This window comes from Halobacterium sp. CBA1132, from assembly GCF_001485535.1.
Lineage (GTDB): Archaea > Halobacteriota > Halobacteria > Halobacteriales > Halobacteriaceae > Halobacterium.
On the sequence record NZ_BCMZ01000001.1, the window covers coordinates 1,629,227 to 1,645,201 of the forward strand.

Consider the following 15,975-nt stretch of genomic DNA (forward strand, 5'->3'; position numbering starts at 1 on the left):
CTCTCTGTTCACGCCGGGGAGGATGTCATTTGTGGCGGTCGATGATGTCGTACGAGCGCTCCCAGTCGTAGTCCTCGTCGAAGTACCGCTCCGCGAGGGGTTCCTCGGGCATGTCGCCGCGCTGCTGCTTCTCCTGCTGGTAGGAGTTGCGCTCCTCGTCCTTGTAGTAGCGACCGGTGAGGACGGTGCCCTCGTAGAGGGCGTCCTCGGTCTCGTGCATCAGTTCGGCCGCCTCGCGGCGGTCGGTGATGTCGAAGTCGTAGTCGTCGCTGTCCTGCACGTCGACGTAGGGGACGTACTGCTTGGCGTCCTTGTTCCACGTCGGGCACTGGGTCAGGAAGTCGACGTGGGAGAAGCCGTCGTGCTCGATGGCTTCCACGATGATTTCCTGGGCCTGATTCGGGTTCACGGCCGCCGTGCGAGCGACGAAGGACGCACCGGACGTCAGACTCAGGGAGAGCGGACGAATCGGGTCCTTCGCGGAGCCGTGAGGCTGGGTCTTCGACTTGTGGCCCTTCGGCGACGTCGGCGACGTCTGGCCCTTCGTGAGTCCGAAGACCTCGTTGTTGAACACGATGTAGGTCATGTCGTGGTTCTCCCGGGCGGTGTGCATGAAGTGGTTCCCGCCGATGCCGTAGCCGTCGCCGTCGCCGCCCGCCGCCACGACTTCGACGCCGTCGTTGGCGAGCTTCGCGGCGCGGGCCACGGGGAGCGACCGACCGTGAATCGTGTGGAAGCCGTAGCTCTCGAAGTAGCTGTTGAGCTTCCCGGAGCAGCCGATACCGGTACACAGCAGGACCTCTTCGGGGTCCTTGCCGAGTTCCGCCATCGCACCCTTCAGCGCCTTCAGGACGCCGAAGTCACCGCAGCCAGGACACCACGTCGGCTGCGGCTCGATGCCGGGCGTGAACTCGTCCCGTTCGACCTCCCGATCCTCTCCGATTGCGCTGAACGCTTTACTCATGGATTAGTCACCTGTCGCAGGTTCGAGGGTAGTCTGAGCGGTCGGTTCCCCGCCGCCGTCCTGTTCGAGCTCGACCGCTTCGACGATTTCGGCGGGCTCGAACGGGTTGCCGTTGTACTTCAGGAGGCTGGAGAGCTTGCCGCCGAAGTCCCCGACCTCCTTCTGGATGAGGCCGCGGAACTGCTTCGTCGAGGACATCTCCACGACGATGGCTTCGTCGACGCTGTCGACGAACTCCCGCACGCGCTCGACCGGGAACGGCGCGAGGTCGCTGACGCCCAGCGCCTTCACCGCGTTCCCGTCGTCGTTCATGCGTGCGACGGCTTCCTCGACGGTGCCCTGCTGGCTGCCCCAGACGATGAGCCCGAAGTCCGCGTCCTCGTCGCCGTAGACGACCTGCTGGTCGCGGTCGTCGAGGTCGTCGCGGATGGCGTCGAGCTTCTGAAGCCGGCGTTCGACCTGCGCGACGCGGTTGTCGGGGTCTTCTGCGATGTGGCCGGTCGGCCAGTGCTCGTTGCCGGACGCCAGATACCGGCCGCCCGACTGGCCGGGAATCGAGCGCGGGCTGACGCCGTCCTCGACGCCGTCCGTCCGGAAGCGCTCGAACTTCCCGGTCTCGTCGTGGGCCGCCTCCGCAATCTCGTCCTCGGTGAGCGTGCTCCCGAGGTCCGGCTTCGGGTCGCGGTCGAAGAACGACGCGTCCACGTTCCGGTACTCGCCGGAGAGCTTCTGGTCGTAGACCACGATGGCCGGAATCTGGTAGTCGTAGGCGAGCTCGAACGCGGTCCGCGTCTGCTCGTAGCACTCCTTCGGGTCGCTGGGACCGAAGGCGACGCGGTGGCTGTCACCCTGAGACGTGTACAGGATGTGTTCGAGGTCGGCCTGCTCGGGCTTCGTCGGCATCCCCGTCGAGGGACCCGCGCGCATCGCTTCGAGCAGGACCAGCGGCGTCTCGGTCATCTCCGCGAGACCGAGCGGCTCGCTCATCAGCGCGAAGCCGCCGCCGGACGACCCGGACATCGACTTTACGCCGGAGTGGCTCGCGCCGACCGCGAGCGCCGCCGCCGCGATTTCGTCCTCGACCTGCTCGGAGATGCCGCCCATGTCCGGCAGGAGGTTCGTCATGATGGTGAAGACGTCCGTCCACGGCGTCATCGGGTACCCGGAGATGAACCGACACCCGGCGTCGATGGCCGCGTACGCGATGCCGTGGCTGCCGGAGACGAGGACCTGCTCCTCGTCGTGGTCGCCCTTCGGCACCGTCAGGTCAGGCTGGTCGTCGATGTCGTTGACCTGCTCGTAGGCGTCGTGGAGGACTTCGAGGTTCTGTTCGAGAATCTCGCCGCCCATCGCGTCCGACATCAGGTCCTCGATGTGGTCGAGGTCCATGTCGACGAGCGCGGCCGTCGCGCCCACGCCCGCGGTGTTGCGCATGACCTCGCGGCCGTGCTCTTTGGCGAGCGACCGGAGGTCGAGCGGATAGACGTGCCAGTTGTTCTCCTCGGCGCGCTCCTCGAAGTTCGGGACGTCCTCTACGTCGAGGAGGCCCTCGTCGTAGACGATGACCCCGCCCTCGCGGAGGTCGTCGAGGTTCTCGGAGAGCGGCTTCACTTCCTCGTCGCCGTAGACGGCGTGCTCGCTGGGGTTGCGTGCGAACGAGTCCCCGAGCGCGAGCAGGAAGTTGTAACCGTCGCCGCGCGACGTTACGTTCTCGTCCCGCGCACGAATCTCGACGTACGTGTGGCCGCCGCGGATGCGGGACGGGTAGTGTCGGTGCGTGAAGACGTCGAGGCCCGAACGCATCAACGCCTTCGCGAAGTTCTGGCTCGTGGAGTCGATTCCGTCGCCGGAACCCCCCGCCACTCGCCAAATGAGTTCATCATCAGTCATAGTGTAACCCTCTGGCCCGTGCTCGGACCGTTAGTATGGTGTTCGTCATACTCACACTAAATCGTTTGCTATCCATTATCACGGAAAGATGATTAAGGAATGCTGTAGGCGACCCTGAACTTCGACACGGTAACCGAGGCCGGCGCTCACACCCGCAATTATAATACTTGAGATTCAGCTACGAATTTTTAAATAACAGGTGTCGATTTCAACTTCGTGTAGCGTGAAAGCAGATTGGTTGTTCACCGCGTGTCTCGTCATCGCGGCCGTTACGACCGCTGGAATCGCCCCCACGAACGGTACCGCCACCGCCAACGAAGCGCCGCTCGCCGACGCCGGCCTCGACCAGACGGTAACTCGCGCCACGACCGTCTACCTCGACGCCGGCGGGTCCCGCGACCCCGACGGAACAATCCGACACTACGAGTGGACCGTCACCGCGGAGTCCGGCGACGCGACGAACGCCACGACGCCACAGTGCCAGAACTGCCAGCAGACCAACTTCGAAGCAGAAGCCACCGGCACGTACCGCGTCACCCTCAAAGTCATCGACGACGACGGTGCCACGGCGAACGACACTCTCTACGTCACCGTCGAACCCGGCGACCCACCCGCCGTGTCGCTCGCTGGACCAACAGCGACGACGACTAGCGAACCCGTCAGATTCACCGCCGACGCAAACGCCGGTAACGCGCCCCTCGACCGACTCGTCTGGCGCGTCGACGGCGAACGCGTCACAACTGACGCGATTGCTGGCGACGCGAACACCACGACACGAACTGTCCGGTTCCCGACCACCGGAACGCACGCCGTCTCCGTCACCGTAATCGACGAAGACGGCCAGCGAGACAACGCCAAAACGTCCATTAGCGTCACCGAACCCTCGAATACAGGCACGACAACCGGTGGCTCGGGCGGAAATCCCGATAATGCCGACATTGTCGGTCCGCAGCTCGTGACCGGGCACGGCGAACTCGTCGCCGACTACGAACTCACGAACGGCGTCTCCGGCTCGTGGTTCCAAGACGGGCGACGAGTCGGCATTGGAACCAGCACCACGCGTTTGCTCACTGCAGGTACTCACGAACTATACGCGGCGACTGACGCCGGTGTCGCCACGTTCGCGGACGGCAGCCGAACTATCGTTGCCGACCCGGCACCCAAACTGACGACTGTCGAAGTCGAAAATGCTAGTGTCGTCCCCGTCACTATCGACGCCACGGACGACTACGGGAACCTCCACACTGTGACCGTGCACGTGGACGGAGAATCGGTCGAGACGCACACCACAGACAATCTCGGTGGCCGCGTTAGCGGGGACAGCCTAACCACGATCACGTACCTCGAGTCCCTCGAACCAGGAACCCACACGATTACCGTCCGGGCACGTGACGCCCGCGGTCAGACCGACGTCGCCATTCGTACTGTCAACGTTCCGGGACCACCCGAAGTCGTCTCGGCTGGATTCGTACAAGAGGGCCCGCTCGACCAGTATCATCCACGCATCGACGAATCACGGTACACGGCTACGTATCGGGTTAAGGTCGACCTGAACGGGGTCGAGCCAGATGAAATAGAATCAACGATACGTATGCCAGGAACCAAGTGGAGTTCCAACCTCATCAAAGAATCAAAATCGGAGAATATGTTGGTTCTGAAGAAATCCACATATAGAGACGAAGTCAGACCCATTGAATCGAGTTCTAAGGTGGCTTGGCGCATTGATGACTATACGAACAGAACTAACGACTCAATTCAGGTTACTTTCGCTCCGCCAGAAATCCAGATTGAGACTGTTGACCCGCAGACCGAGCACAATCGGATAAAAGGGATGGTTCTCGATGCGGGTGGGTCGTTCGACCCCGACGGCTCGCCGGTAGACTACCACTGGCAAGGAGTCGATAGCAATCAGCATGAAGACTCCCAAATAGCTCTTTCAGCTACCAGCGTCATATGGCTGCAAGTGGTGGATGGGCAACACCAGAAAACCAATTCGTCGGGCTTGTTAGATTGGTTTGCCCCAGATCTAATCGAGGCCACGATCGAGGATACGGGACCGTTCTACCCGAACGAGACAGTTACTGTCTCGGTATATTCTGAGCGGTACTATCTGACAAAGATGACGTACGAGAATGCCACCTCGTTCAAAGTTCGTCCGGAGCGGGGATACGTAACCGATCATACGCTCTTCAAGGAGCAACCGGGCGAACTTGATGACCCAGATCCAGAGGCTATGGGACGACATCATCGATGGACCGTCGAGATTCCTGCGAAAGCGTTCCGTGACGGCCCGATTAACCTCTCGTCGTACCCCACAGAGCACCCCCACATGGAGTACAACACGACGGTGCCTCAGCCAGTGGTGTACGCGTCTGCGTACCGCGAGGTAACAGATGTCTCGACGACGATATCGTATCTGGTCGAACGTCCCGAATACACGAACCGACGAACGACCAACGGGGCCGTTCGCGATAACCTGATGGATTCTGGATACGAGGTTCGGCAAGTAGACGACACGGGTCGCGAGTACCAGTTAGAGAAGTACGTGAAGACCAATCCCGCGAAATACGACGTAGACCAGACGCGGTTCTACGAGCAGGGTCGACGAGGATTTTTCCTCGAATCGAATCCAGAGTGGTCCGCGAAGGGGACGACGACAGAAACGCAAACGTGGACCACGACAGAAACAGAGTGGCGGTCAGATAGAGGTGGTACTGGGACGTTTACCGGGGACACCCGTCAGCAAAAGATCAGAGATGCTCGATACCGAACCGAGAAGAAGTACAGCTACGAGACGACCGAGTACTACGAGACGAGCGTCAGTTACGAGGACACGTACACCACCACAGAGACTGAAATCGTCCTCAAAGAGAAGTGCGGTATGTTCGGCTGCATGGTGTACCAGACGAGGGAGACAGTAGAGGAGGAACACACGGTCACCCGAACGAAGGAAGTCACGCGAAGTAGAACAGTCGAAGAAACATACTGGTCGACACGCCCCCGAAGCATCACTCACGACTACACCGGTGAGCTTCGGCGAGTCACCGTCCGCGAACCGGAGTACGAACGCCAGTACGAGTACGAAGTGGAACGCCAGCACTCCAAGACTAGAACAGTGTACTTGGCGGAGAACCGAACTCTAGTCGAGCCTGCATCGTACGAATGGCAACCGTGGAAGACGGTTCACGGGCGGTTCCAAGCGCAGAGCGCGGCGAAGTCTGCAGACGTGCACATCAGTGGAATTTCACTGAGCAAGCAGTGGACGCTCAGCAAGCAGACTGGAACGAAGACGGTGGAAACAAGCTCCCCCAGAGATCGTAGCTCGGTTTCGAGAACCATCGGCCGAGCAGACGTCACGCTCACCAAGTACTACGCACGCGAAGGCACGAAACAACTGCCAGAGATGGAGAGTCAGGATATCTACCGGACGGTCAAACATACCGAGGGCGGGCTATTCGATGTAGAAAAGATTGAAGATATATTAACCGAGAAAGTTGAGGAAAAGTATGGCGAGTAAAGGCATCATTCTCACAGTACTCGTAGTCTGTCTCGTGGTTGTTCCGCCTGCGACAAGCGTTCCTATAGAAGATAACCACAAACAGTCCGAAAACTCCTGTGTAGATGCAGCGAAGCATGTTGCTACTGAAAAGAAGCCTGGAGTTGGACTCCATGTGACGTATACAATACAATTCTCTAAGCATGAAAATAGGATATGCGTGAACGTAGAGAATAAGGGAGAGATGAAGGTTTCAAGTGCATTTGGATTATTGGTTGATGATACCGGATTCAGCCCTAAAATGCCTGATTTGGAAAGCGGAGAGTCCAAATCCATCTCAGACAACATCACGCCATATCTGAGCGTTGCTCAAGATAACCACACAGTTAGTGTGAATGCTGGTGGGCAGGAGTTTGACTTCAATTTCACTCAGAACTTAAACGCATCAAGCCCAGAGACATCAACCCCATATATCAAAAATATTCAACTTGTTCGAAGAGGTAATCAAACAAAGTTATTCGCTACAGTCCACAACCCGGGGAAGCGAGCCTACGGCATCCACGTAAGAGCGGAGACATTCGGAACAGAGGGAGAATTCGAAATCGGGGCTCCACAGCCTGGAAACACGAGCGAGTTTAGATTGGATTTGAACGAGGGACCGGGCGAAGTTGTGGCTGGGAAAGTGATGGTCTACGACGATTACAACCAATCAGCGGGGAAGTTCGACCAGAAGGAGTTCCTCGCGAAGCCGAACGAGACGGCAAACGCGTGGGACGACGACTTCGAGCAAGTTCCGGGGGGAACGGCCGATGTCAGTTACAGTAACGAGACGGCGCGGCAGTACCGCGAGGGGTATGTCGACGACGAGGCGTTGTCACCGTTCCAGCGGCGTGCGGGCGCGGTACTCGTGGTTGTCGTGTTAGTTGGGGCAGTTCTCTGGCGACGACGGTAGGCGTCAGCGCTCGATACCGCCCTGCTCGGAGATTTGGAGGATATTCCGCATGTTGAGGTAGACGTGCTGGGCGTCGACGTCCTCGTCTTCGTCGTAGATGTCGCTGACGCGGTGGACGATGGCAGCGACGCGTTCGGCTTCCTCGGAGTCTTCTTCCCGGAGGTCGTCGGCGACGTCTCGGAGGACGTCGCGTTTGTCGGCGTGGTCGTAGTCAGGCATCGTCGTGGGTCGTCAGTGTTTCGCCGGTTGGCTGGCGCTGCGCCGGTGGACGAGGCCGATCATGTCCGCGGTTTCCGCGACGAACTCGCGGAACGCTTCGCCGGTCTGGTTGTCGTCGTCGAGGACGACTGGTTCGCCGCTGTCGCCGCCTTGGCGGACGCTGGGGTCGAGCGGGATGGAGCCGAGGAACGGGAGTTCGTTCTCGTCGGCGAAGTCTTGGCCGCCGCCGCTGCCGAAGATGTCGTGGGTGCCGCCGCAGTCGGGGCAGACGAACCCGCTCATGTTCTCGGCGATGCCGAGGACGGTGGTGTCGTGCCGACCGAACATGCGTAGTCCTTTGCGGGCGTCGTCGACGGCGACGTCCTGCGGAGTGGTGACGACGACGGCGCCGGTGAGCGGAACCGTCTGGAGCATGGTGAGTTGGGTGTCGCCGGTGCCCGGTGGGAGGTCGACGATGAGGTAGTCGAGGTTCCCCCATTCGACGTCTTCGACGAGTTGCGTGAGGACCTTGTGGACCATGGGGCCGCGCCAGATGACGGGGTCGTCGTCGCCGACCATGAACGCCATACTCATGAGTTTCATGCCGTGGCGCTCGGGCGGGACGATGGTGTCGCTCTCGGTGGCTCGTGGGTGGTCGTCGGCGTCGACCATGCGGGGGACGTTGGGGCCGTAGATGTCGGCGTCGAAGAGGCCGACGCGGGCGCCGCGGTCGGAGAGCCCGGCCGCGAGGTTGACGGCGACAGTGGACTTGCCGACGCCGCCTTTGCCGGAGGCGACCGCGATGACGTTCTTGACGCCGGGGAGGACATCGCCGCCGTTGCGGTCGGCGATGGCGGCGGTGAGGTCGGGTTCGAGGCCGGCGTCGGAGAGGACTTCGCGGACGCGGCCGGCAATGTCGGTTTCGGTCGGCGAGTAGGGGGCGCCGAGTGCGAGCGAGAGCGTGACTTTGTCGCCGTCGACGTCGAGGTCGTTGACGAGGCCGAGGGAGACGATGTCGTCGTCGAGGGAGGGGTCCTCGACGTCGCGGAGGAGGTCCAGCACGTCGTCTTCGTTCATGCCCGCGAGTAGGAGACGGTGCGCCGATAAGGGTTGTGTCGAACGAACGTGCGGCCGCAAGCACACACTGCAACCCGAACGTAACGTCTAGGGGTTACGAAATCCCCGCTTACACCCACGAGTTTAAGCGTCTGTGCGTGCCACATACCAGCATGCTCTCGGACTCGTTCGGGCGCGAGGTCTCCGGCGTCCGGGTCTCCCTGACGGACCGCTGTAACTTCGACTGTGTCTACTGCCACAACGAGGGGCTGGGGGACACGCGCGGGCCGATGGACCCACGGGACCACGAGATGAGCGCGGACGACGTGGTGCGGTTCCTCGAAGTCGTCGAGGAGTTCGGCGTCGAGAAGGTGAAACTCACTGGCGGCGAGCCGATGCTCCGGGACGACCTCGAAGAGATTATTCGACGCACTCCGGATTCGATGGAGGTGTCGATGACGACCAACGGGACGTTCCTCCCGGGACGCGCCGAGGACCTCGTGGACGCGGGCCTCGAACGAGTGAACGTCTCTCAGGACGCGCTGGACGCCGAGGACTTCAAGGCGCTCACGAAGAGCGGCGCCTACGAGAAGGTCCTCGAAGGCGTGCGGGCGGCCGTCGACGCCGGGCTGGACCCCGTGAAACTGAACATGGTCGTGTTCCGGAAGACGGCGGGCTACGTGCCGGAGATGGTCGACCACGTCGCGGAGAACGACGCGCTCCAACTCCAGCTCATCGAGTACATGCCGGAAATCGCGGGCCACCCGGAGTGGGCCGTCGACATCGACGACGTCCACGACTGGCTCGAAGAGCGCGCGGACCGCGTCGAACACCGCGAGATGCACGACCGACGGCGGTACTACGTGAACGGTGGTGTCGCGAGCGACGCGAGCGACACCTCGTCGGACGAGTCCGACGGTGGGATGGTCGAAATCGTCGACCCCGTCGGCAACGAGGAGTTCTGCGCGAACTGCCACCGCGTGCGCGTGACACACGAAGGCTACCTGAAGGGGTGTCTGAACCGCAACGACGACCTGCGGTCGATGGGCGAGATGTCGAGGGACGAGATTCGCGAGGCGTTCCGCGAGACCGTCGAGAACCGCGTGCCGTACTACGGCGAGTACATGGTCGAGGACGGCGACGGCGGCTGGGAGGTCAACGACGACTACGTCGAAGTGTATGCGGACGGCGGCACCGACCACACGAACTGACGCCGCTCAGTTGTCGGTCGAAGGGATGCAGTCGTGGGTCCGGTTGGCAGGCTCCACCAACGCCCTTTCGTGATGTTTAAGTACGGGCCGCGATTTCTCACGAACGCAGTCACTGTAGGGGCGCCAGGTCCCGAGTCCGAGAGGGCGAAGATACACCCGAAAGCGTGTCGTGGTAGCCTAGCCTGGTCAAGGCGCAGGGTTGCTAACTCTGTGGCGTAAGCCTCCGGGGTTCAAATCCCCGCCACGACGCCTTTCCACACAACACCAAAACATGAGTTCGGAAGAACAAGACGCGGACGAGGACATTCAGTACTTCGTCCGCATCGGGCAGACAGACCTCGACGGTACCAAGTCCGTCGAGCGTGCGCTCGCGGAACTCGACGGCATCGGCCGACGAGTCTCGCGAGTCGTCGCGGAGAACGCGGATGTCGACCGCACCGCGACGATTGGCCGTCTTGATGACGACATCATCGACGACATCAAGACAGCCGTCAACGAGTTCGCAGACCACGCTCCGGAGTGGCTCACGAACCGTCGGAACGACTTTTACTCCGGCGAGACCCAGCACGTCACCGGCAACGACGTCAACCTGACGCGCGACCAGGACATCAATCGGATGCAGATGATTCGGTCCTACAAGGGCATCCGACACGAGCGCGGACAGAAGGTCCGCGGTCAGCGCACCAAGTCCACCGGTCGTACGGAAGGTACCATCGGCGTCAACGTCGAGGCTATCAAGGAAGAACAGGCAGAAGAAGCAGCGGGTGAGGAAGAATAATGGCGCTCCCAGGTGAGAACACCAAGTTCTACGAGACGCCGAATCACCCGTATCAGGGCGAACGCATCTCCGAGGAGAGCGACCTCGTCTCCCGGTACGGCCTGAAGAACAAGGAGGAACTCTGGCGTGCGCAGTCCGAACTGCGCAACTTCCGCCGCGAGGCGCGCCGCCTGCTCGGCCGCACGGAGGCCGTCAGCGGCGAGGAGTTCGTCTCGCGCCTGCAGCGCATCGGCGTGCTCTCCAATCAGGAGAGCCTCGACGACGTCCTGTCGCTCGACGTGACGGATGTCCTCGAACGCCGCCTGCAGACGGTCGTCTACCGCGAGGGTCTCGCGAACACTGTCGGGCAAGCCCGTCAGTTCATCTCCCACGGCCACATCACGGTCGACGGGAGTCGCGTCACGGAACCCTCCTACAAGGTCGACGTCTCCGAGGAGGACGCCATCGCGTTCGACGAACGAAGCGACCTCACAGACGAACTGCACCCGGCTCGCGCCGGTGCACAGGAGTAACACAATATGGCTGACGACACCAAATGGGGCATCGCGCACATCCACGCCTCGTTCAACAACACCATCATGACGGTCACCGACGAGACGGGCGCCGAGACGCTCGCAAAGTCGAGTGGCGGTACCGTGGTGAAGCAGAACCGTGACGAGGCGTCGCCGTACGCCGCGATGCAGATGGCCGAACAGCTCGCCGAAGACGTCTTAGACCAGGGCATCGACAAAGTGCACGTTCGCGTGCGCGGCCCCGGTGGTAACCTCCAGCGCAGCCCGGGTCCGGGCGCGCAGGCCGCCATCCGCGCGCTCGCTCGCGCCGGTCTCGAAATCGGCCGCATCGAGGACGTGACCCCCGTCCCCCACGACGGGACGCGTCCGCCGAAGAACAGCGGGTACTAAGCCATGAGCACGGACTTCGACGTCGAATTCATCGACCGCGACGAACGGGAAGCCCGGTTCGTCGTTCGCAACATCACGCCGGCGTTCGCGAACGGTATTCGGCGAGCGATTATCGCCGACGTTCCGACGCTGTCTATCGACAGCGTCCGGTTCGTCGAGAACTCCAGTGTGATGTTCGACGAACAGCTCGCGCTGCGCCTCGGCCTCGTCCCGCTGACGACGCCCGAGGACTTCGCGGAGGGTGACACGGTCACGCTCGCGCTCGACGTCGAGGGCCCGGGGACGGCGTACTCCGGGGACCTGGTCTGTCAGGACCCCGAAGTGGCAGCCGCCGACGAGAACATCCCCATCATCGAGCTCAAAGACGACCAGCGTCTCGAACTGGAGGCCGACGCGGAACTCGGCTACGGCCGCGACCACGCCAAACACCAAGGCGGCGTCGCGGTCGGCTACCGACACCTCCAGCGCGTGAACGTCGTCGGCGACGCCGACGAGTACGCCGACGAGGAGCCACAGATGCTCCGCGGCGTTCTCGAGGAGGACGGCGAACTCGTGCCGACCGACGACTTCGACAACGACCTCACGAACCGGTACCCCGGCAAGGAGCTCGAAGTCGAGGACGTCCCCGGCGCGTTCGTCTTCCACGTCGAATCCGACGGCTCGATGCCCGTAACAGAGCTAGTTCTCCGAGCAGTCGACTCCCTGGTCGACCGCGCGGACGAACTCGAACAGGCAGTCCAAATATAACATGATTGCTCCGACCCACACTACCGCGCCGACGCCCACTCCTGCCCCTGGAGCCTCGGGCCCGGCAATCGAAATCGGTAAAAAGGGTCGGGAGCTACAGAGAAGCGAAGCGCCACCGCGGCCGTGCAGGGATAGCCAAGTTAGGCCAAAGGCGCAGCGTTCAGGGCGCTGTCCCGTAGGGGTTCGCAGGTTCAAATCCTGCTCCCTGCACTCGACTTCTCACAACTTTCCAGGAGTACGAGCATGAGTAAGACAAGTCCGAGACTCAGCAGTCTCATCGCCGAACTGAAGTCCGTCGCCCGAGATTCGGGCACGGACGTCTGGCACGACGTCGCGGGTCGGCTGGAGAAGCCGCGCCGCACGCACGCCGAGGTGAACCTGAGTCGCATCGAACGTTACGCGAACGAGGACGAGACCGTCGTCGTCCCCGGCAAAGTGCTGGGGTCCGGCGCGCTTCGAAAGTCCGTCACCGTTGCTGCCGTGGATTTCTCCGGCAGCGCGAAGACGAAAATCGAGCACGCCGACGGCGAGGCCGTCCATCTGGAACAGGCAGTCGAACAGAACCCCGAAGGATCCGACGTGCGGGTGATGCGATGAGTCTCGCAGAATTCGACGCCGACGTGGTTGTCGACGCGCGAGACTGCATCATGGGTCGCGTGGCGAGCAACGTCGCCGAACGCGCCCTCGACGGCGAGTCCATCGCTGTCGTCAACGCCGAGGAGGCAGTCATCACCGGCACCGAGGAGGACATCTTCGAGACGTACAACAAGCGAGCGGAGCTGGGCTCCGACAGCGGTCCGTACTATCCGAAACGCCCGGACGGCGTGTTCAAGCGCGCCATCCGTGGCATGCTGCCGTACAAGCAGCAGGACGGCCGCGAGGCGTTCGAGAACGTCCGCGTGTACGTCGGTAACCCGTTCGACGATGACGGCGAAGTCATCGAGGGAACGTCGCTTGACCGACTCTCGACGATTCGCTTCGTCACCGTCGGCGATGTCTCCAAGGAACTAGGTGCTAACGTCACATGGTAACCAACACGTCCGGTAAGAAGAAGACGGCTGTCGCTCGCGCGACAGTCAGCGACGGAGAGGGTCGTGTCCGAATCAACTCCAAGCCCGTCGAACTCGTCGACCCGGAGATGTCGCGCCTGAAGATGCTGGAGCCGTTCCGCATCGCTGGCGAGGACCTCCGAGACGACGTCGACGTCGATATCGACGTCTCGGGTGGCGGGTTCGCGGGTCAGGCTGACGCCGTCCGCACCGCCATCGCGCGCGGGCTGGTCGAGCATTACGGCGACGCCGAACTCCGGGACGCGTACCGTGAGTTCGACCGCAGTCTGCTGGTCAACGACGTCCGGCAGTCCGAGTCCAAGAAGTGGGGCGGCCCCGGTGCCCGCGCCCGCTACCAGAAGTCCTACCGCTGAGGTGACCAAATCATGATGGTACCAGTCCGGTGTTTCACGTGCGGTAACGTCGTCGGCGAGTACTGGGAAGAGTTCAAGGCACGCGCCGAGACCCACGACGGCGACGAGGACCCAGCGGACGTGCTGGACGACCTCGGCGTGGACCGGCACTGCTGTCGACGCATGATGGTCTCCCACCAGGACCTCGTGGACGTCGTCTCGCCCTACCAGTAATGAGCGACACACAACACTTCAATCGGTACGAGAAGGCCCGCATCATCGGTGCGCGAGCGCTGCAGGTGTCGTACGGGGCGCCCGTGCTGGTCGACACCGACCAGACGGAGCCCATCCTCATCGCGGCCGAGGAGTACGACGCGGACGCGCTCCCGTTCACTGTCCGGAGGGACAACTGAGATGACGCGCATCGAGTCCGTCCGATTCCGGCCGATTCTGGACTCCCGCGGCAACAAGACCGTGGAAGCCGAGGTCGTGACCGAGGACGGCGGGTTCGGCCGTGCTGCGGCGCCGTCGGGCGCCAGCACGGGCGAGCACGAGGCAGTCGAACTCCCCGTCGAGGAGGCGATTGCGGCGGCGCGCGAACACGTCGCACCGCGCCTCGAGGGCCGGGAGTTCGCCGGCGACCAGCGCGGCGTCGACGCCGCACTGCACGCCGCCGACGGCACGGAGGACTTCTCCGACGTCGGGGCGAACAGCGCGGTCGCCACTAGCATGGCGGCCGCGAAGGCCGCCGCGGACGTGCTCGGTGTGCAGCTGTACCAGCATCTCGGCGGCGCCTTCCGCGGGCGGAACTTCCCGGTGCCGCTCGGGAACGTCGTCGGCGGCGGCGAACACGCCGCCGACGCGACCGCGATTCAGGAGTTCCTCGCAGCGCCCGTCGGCGCGCCGAGCGTCCGGCAGGCGGTGTTCGCGAACGCCGCGGTCCACGAGCGCGTGGGCGAACTCCTCGAAGAGCGCGGCGAGGCCGCCGCGAAAGGCGACGAGGGTGCGTGGGCGCCGTCCATCGACGACGCCGCCGCCTTCGAAATCGTCGACGAGGCCACCAGCGACGTCGCCGAAGAGTTCGGCTTCGACGTCCAGTTCGGTCTCGACATGGCGGCCGCCGAGCGCTACGACGGTGGCGAGTACGTCTACGGTGACGAGGTCCGCTCCACCGAGGAGCAGATCGAGTACGTCGCCGGACTCGTCGAGGAGTACGACCTCGCGTACGTCGAGGACCCGCTCGACGAGAACGACTTCGAGGCGTTCGCGACGCTGACCGAGCAGGTCGGCGACGACACGCTCGTCTGCGGGGACGACCTCTTCGTGACGAGCGTGGAGCGACTCCGCGACGGCATCGAGGTCGGCGCGGCCAACAGCATCCTCGTAAAGCCCAACCAGATCGGGACGCTCTCGGACGCGTTCGACGCGATCGAGTTGGCGACCCGGAACGGCTACGAGGCCGTGGTCTCCCACCGCAGCGGCGAGACCGAGGACACGACAATCGCACACCTCGCCGTGGCGGCCGACGCTCCGTTCATCAAGACGGGGACGGTCGGCGGCGAGCGAACCGCCAAGCTGAACGAACTCATCCGCATCGCGGACGAAGCATGAGCGAGAACGAATCCGACACAGAGGCCGACCTCGAGGACGCCCCGGAGCAGGCAGCGGAGTCTGCCGCCGAGGCCGCCGAGAGCGACGCCCAGACAGACGAACAGCCCACCGAAGAGGAGCCGGGAGCGGCGGTCACCGAGGACGTCATGTCCGACGAGGAGGCCGACCTGCTCATCCCCGTCGAGGACTACCTCGGCGCCGGTGTCCACATCGGTACCCAGCAGAAGACAAACGACATGGACCGGTTCATCCACCGCGTCCGCACGGACGGCCTCTACGTGCTCGACGTCTCGAAGACGGACGAGCGCATCCGGACGGCCGCCGACTTCCTGGCGAACTACGACCCGGAGCAGATTCTGGTCACGTCGTCGCGCCAGTACGGTCGCTTCCCCGCGGAGAAGTTCGCGGAAGCGGTCGGCGCACGCGCCCGGACGGGACGGTTCATCCCGGGAACGCTGACGAACCCGCAGTACGACGGCTACATCGAGCCGGACGTCCTCGTCGTCACCGACCCCATCGGCGACGCGCAGGCCGTCAAGGAAGCCATCACGGTCGGCATTCCCGTGATCGCGATGTGCGACTCGAACAACCAGACGAGCAACGTCGACCTCGTCGTCCCGACGAACAACAAGGGGCGGCGCGCGCTGTCGGTGGTCTACTGGCTGCTCGCCAACGAGACGCTCGACCGCCGCGGCGCAGAGCCGACGTACGGCCTCGACGACTTCGAGGACGGACTGTAGGCTTCCGCGTTCGTACTTTTCAGTAATC

The 15,975-nt window shown here is 62.9% G+C and carries 18 protein-coding genes and 2 tRNA genes; 16 read left to right on the plus strand and 4 right to left on the minus strand.

Annotated features, from left to right (window positions below; translation table 11 throughout):
• Positions 1-25 precede the first annotated feature (25 nt).
• The gene (locus AVZ66_RS08465) at positions 26-964 is read right to left on the minus strand and encodes a thiamine pyrophosphate-dependent enzyme (RefSeq protein ID WP_058983647.1); all 939 of its coding nucleotides are present in this window, start codon (positions 962-964) and stop codon (positions 26-28) included.
• Positions 965-967: 3 nt separating this feature from the next.
• On the minus strand, positions 968-2,854 hold the full coding sequence (locus AVZ66_RS08470) for a 2-oxoacid:acceptor oxidoreductase subunit alpha (protein ID WP_058983648.1): 1,887 nt from the start codon (positions 2,852-2,854) through the stop codon (positions 968-970).
• A 223-nt stretch (positions 2,855-3,077) separates the two neighbouring features.
• On the opposite strand from AVZ66_RS08470, the gene AVZ66_RS08475 reads away from it, so the two are divergent.
• A complete protein-coding gene (locus AVZ66_RS08475) occupies positions 3,078-6,371 on the plus strand; it encodes a PKD domain-containing protein (RefSeq protein ID WP_058983649.1) in 3,294 nt (1,097 codons plus the stop codon).
• Positions 6,361-7,302, plus strand: a complete 942-nt coding sequence (locus tag AVZ66_RS16230) for a hypothetical protein (protein WP_157575639.1) — start codon at positions 6,361-6,363, stop codon at positions 7,300-7,302. Before AVZ66_RS08475 ends, AVZ66_RS16230 begins: the two co-directional genes overlap by 11 nt.
• 3 nt (positions 7,303-7,305) lie before the next feature.
• On the opposite strand, the gene AVZ66_RS08485 is transcribed toward AVZ66_RS16230, so the two are convergent.
• The gene (locus AVZ66_RS08485; RefSeq protein ID WP_058983651.1) at positions 7,306-7,521 is read right to left on the minus strand and encodes a hypothetical protein; all 216 of its coding nucleotides are present in this window, start codon (positions 7,519-7,521) and stop codon (positions 7,306-7,308) included.
• Positions 7,522-7,533: 12 nt separating this feature from the next.
• Entirely contained in the window at positions 7,534-8,577 is a 1,044-nt protein-coding gene (locus tag AVZ66_RS08490) for an Mrp/NBP35 family ATP-binding protein (RefSeq protein ID WP_058983652.1), read from the minus strand.
• Positions 8,578-8,729: 152 nt separating this feature from the next.
• On the opposite strand from AVZ66_RS08490, the gene moaA reads away from it, so the two are divergent.
• From moaA to rpsB, 14 genes are all read left to right on the plus strand, one after another.
• The gene (moaA, locus tag AVZ66_RS08495; RefSeq protein ID WP_058983653.1) at positions 8,730-9,767 is read left to right on the plus strand and encodes a GTP 3',8-cyclase MoaA; all 1,038 of its coding nucleotides are present in this window, start codon (positions 8,730-8,732) and stop codon (positions 9,765-9,767) included.
• Between the two features lie 166 nt (positions 9,768-9,933).
• Positions 9,934-10,016: transfer RNA gene (locus AVZ66_RS08500), tRNA-Ser, on the plus strand.
• Positions 10,017-10,038: 22 nt separating this feature from the next.
• Positions 10,039-10,545, plus strand: a complete 507-nt coding sequence (locus AVZ66_RS08505; protein ID WP_058983654.1) for a 30S ribosomal protein S13 — start codon at positions 10,039-10,041, stop codon at positions 10,543-10,545.
• Positions 10,545-11,057, plus strand: a complete 513-nt coding sequence (locus AVZ66_RS08510; protein WP_058983655.1) for a 30S ribosomal protein S4 — start codon at positions 10,545-10,547, stop codon at positions 11,055-11,057. Before AVZ66_RS08505 ends, AVZ66_RS08510 begins: the two co-directional genes overlap by 1 nt.
• 6 nt (positions 11,058-11,063) lie before the next feature.
• Complete coding sequence (locus AVZ66_RS08515; RefSeq protein WP_058983656.1) at positions 11,064-11,447, plus strand: 30S ribosomal protein S11; 384 nt, start codon at positions 11,064-11,066, stop codon at positions 11,445-11,447.
• A 3-nt stretch (positions 11,448-11,450) separates the two neighbouring features.
• The gene (locus AVZ66_RS08520; protein ID WP_058983657.1) at positions 11,451-12,194 is read left to right on the plus strand and encodes a DNA-directed RNA polymerase subunit D; all 744 of its coding nucleotides are present in this window, start codon (positions 11,451-11,453) and stop codon (positions 12,192-12,194) included.
• A gap of 125 nt (positions 12,195-12,319) precedes the next feature.
• Positions 12,320-12,404, plus strand: a tRNA-Leu gene (locus AVZ66_RS08525).
• Positions 12,405-12,437: 33 nt separating this feature from the next.
• Positions 12,438-12,791 carry a 50S ribosomal protein L18e gene (locus AVZ66_RS08530; protein ID WP_058983658.1) on the plus strand — a complete coding sequence of 118 codons (354 nt, stop codon included), beginning with the start codon at positions 12,438-12,440 and terminating at the stop codon, positions 12,789-12,791.
• Positions 12,788-13,225: a 50S ribosomal protein L13 gene (locus tag AVZ66_RS08535; RefSeq protein ID WP_058983659.1), complete on the plus strand. Its 438-nt coding sequence runs from the start codon at positions 12,788-12,790 to the stop codon at positions 13,223-13,225. Before AVZ66_RS08530 ends, AVZ66_RS08535 begins: the two co-directional genes overlap by 4 nt.
• Entirely contained in the window at positions 13,219-13,617 is a 399-nt protein-coding gene (locus tag AVZ66_RS08540) for a 30S ribosomal protein S9 (protein ID WP_058983660.1), read from the plus strand. The genes AVZ66_RS08535 and AVZ66_RS08540 overlap by 7 nt, the downstream gene beginning before the upstream one ends.
• A 12-nt stretch (positions 13,618-13,629) precedes the next feature.
• Positions 13,630-13,830: a DNA-directed RNA polymerase subunit N gene (locus AVZ66_RS08545; RefSeq protein WP_058983661.1), complete on the plus strand. Its 201-nt coding sequence runs from the start codon at positions 13,630-13,632 to the stop codon at positions 13,828-13,830.
• Positions 13,830-14,009 (plus strand): DNA-directed RNA polymerase subunit K, encoded by a 180-nt coding sequence (locus AVZ66_RS08550; RefSeq protein ID WP_058983662.1) that lies wholly within the window; start codon positions 13,830-13,832, stop codon positions 14,007-14,009. Before AVZ66_RS08545 ends, AVZ66_RS08550 begins: the two co-directional genes overlap by 1 nt.
• A gap of 1 nt (position 14,010) precedes the next feature.
• Positions 14,011-15,207, plus strand: coding sequence for a phosphopyruvate hydratase (gene eno / locus AVZ66_RS08555; RefSeq protein ID WP_058983663.1), 1,197 nt, complete (start codon positions 14,011-14,013; stop codon positions 15,205-15,207).
• A complete protein-coding gene (rpsB, locus tag AVZ66_RS08560; protein WP_058983664.1) occupies positions 15,204-15,947 on the plus strand; it encodes a 30S ribosomal protein S2 in 744 nt (247 codons plus the stop codon). The genes eno and rpsB overlap by 4 nt, the downstream gene beginning before the upstream one ends.
• The last annotated feature ends 28 nt before the right edge of the window (positions 15,948-15,975 follow it).